Source organism: Pseudomonas sp. MF06569 (genome assembly GCF_059862735.1).
Genome location: NZ_JCBCUZ010000069.1, coordinates 1 through 2,010, shown reverse-complemented (window position 1 = coordinate 2,010; position 2,010 = coordinate 1). Strand labels below are relative to the sequence as shown.

2 protein-coding genes and 1 pseudogene are annotated in these 2,010 nt (G+C 59.1%); all 3 read right to left on the bottom strand.

Features of this window, described 5'->3' with window-relative positions:
* Positions 1 to 186: pseudogene (locus tag AC19YQ_RS24885) on the bottom strand (urocanate hydratase); the annotation flags it as partial.
* Between the two features lie 316 nt (positions 187 to 502).
* A complete protein-coding gene (gene hutC, locus AC19YQ_RS24880) occupies positions 503 to 1,255 on the bottom strand; it encodes a histidine utilization transcriptional repressor HutC (RefSeq protein WP_133078497.1) in 753 nt (250 codons plus the stop codon).
* A gap of 134 nt (positions 1,256 to 1,389) precedes the next feature.
* Positions 1,390 to 2,010 (bottom strand): YoaK family protein (locus AC19YQ_RS24875; RefSeq protein ID WP_500596181.1); only part of this gene is annotated, 621 nt, incomplete at its 5' end.

Here is a 2,010-nt window from a genome sequence, read left to right as displayed (position 1 = left end):
GTTACGCGCTGCCCGGCCAATACCGCCATACACCACCAGCTCGGTCGGGTTCTCGGCCACTTGCGGGTCGAGGTTGTTCATCAACATCCGCAGCGGCGCTTCGGTCATCCAGCTTTTAGCAGTGAGCCGGGTGCCACGGGCGGCGCGGATTTCACCTTCACGGTGACGGTCATGGGCAGTTGTCATGGGCAGTCCTTCATAAAAAAGCATCAACGTCATACGGTGCAGTGCGGCAGGTGCGCACTTATACCAGCCTGTATGTACAAGTGAATGCAAGCGAAGGGCCAACACATAAACGGCAATGCGCCAACGGCCTGTTTTTCCTATGGAAAAATGTTACAAATCAGATAGTTAAAAAATTTTCAATTTTTGCGAAAAGAATATGTCGCACGAAAAAGCTGCATCAAGTTGCCGCAACTTTGTGCATCAACAGGCGGGAAGGTAACAAAAATGCACCAAAAGTAACGCGAGTAACACATCGTTACCCGCTATCAGCGACCCCTCAGTTGCCGCACTGGCCTTGCAGGCGATAGCGCGTGCCCGGGTACACCAGGCGGGCACACCCCACCATCCCTTGAGCCGCCCACGTGCGGCGGCGAATGAGCAGGCAAGGCTCGTTTCGCTTGACGTGCAGCAGGCGACACTCTGCAGATTTGGCATGAATGGCCTCTACCACATGCTCACCGCCGGTCAATGGCGCGAGGTTCATCAGGTAGGCATAGGCCGTGGTACGGGTGAAATCCTGCTGCAGGTACTCAGGTGCGATCTCGGCATTCACGTAGCGCTCTTCAATCTGCACCGGTACATCGTTTTCGTAATGCACCATCACCGAATGGAAGAACCGCTTGATACCGTCCAGTGCAAATGGCAGCACAGGCGTGACCTTGGCCGGGACTTCTTCGAGCACGATCACTTCACAGCGGTGCACGTGGCCACGGTCGGCGATTTCCTGGGCAATGTTATGAATCTCGAACAACGCCGCATTGCCTTTGGGCACTGCAACAAATGTCCCCACCCCTTGCATGCGCACCAGCAGCCCTTCGATGGTCAGCTCACGCAGTGCGCGATTGATCGTCATGCGACTCACGCCCAACAGGGTAAGCAACTCACTCTCGGAGGGCAGCTTGGAGTTGGGCAGCCAGGCGCCCGAACGGATTTTTTGCGCAATGGCCTGTTTGACGCGCGCGTACAGCGGCGCAGGACTCTCAATGGAGAATGACTCAAGGGATGAATTGTCATCGACTGACTTGGACACAACGACTCCTGTTGGCGGGTTGGGCATGCCAGGGGGCGTTCTCGATCAGTTTGCGCGCCGCACAAACTGATCGAGAACATCCCCTGATGCGCCGGGCCAGTTTACGCGCAGCGTGAGCGAAGAAAAACGGGCGTTTAGCGTGGCATGTAATCGCGTTGCCAGCGGCGCGGGATTCTCAACGACAGCAGCCCGAGCACGGCGGCAAAACCGGCACTGAACAGCATCGCCTTGAGCCCGAACCGTGTTTCCAGCAGCGCCCCCAGTACCGCCCCCAACAGCATCCCGGTCCAGGGCACCAGCTGCACTCGCCAGCCGCTGCGTCGCTCGCCCAGCAGCCAGCGGCCCACCCCCCGGCCAAAACGCGATAACGCCCCGGTCACATAGGTCAGCCCCACCGGTAGCCCGTTAACCTGCTCCACCGCCGCATTGAGCATGCCCATCGCCACAATGGCCGCCAGCAACGCCGGCACTTGCGTGGCAAACGGCAGCAACGCCGCGGTACACAACAAGCCTGCGATCACCAGCATCAACGGCAACGCACGTCGCCCGCCCCAGCGCGCCAGCAACACCCCGAGGGCGTTGCCGACAATAAACGCCAGCACCGCAAACAACAGACGCACCACCAGACTCACGTCGCCCTCGCCTATGGCGACCGCCAGGCGCGTGGTGTTGCCGCTCATGAATGAAACAAAATCACCGGTGGCCAGAAAGCCGATGGCGTCGGTCATGCCCGCCAGTACCGACAAGCTGGCAAC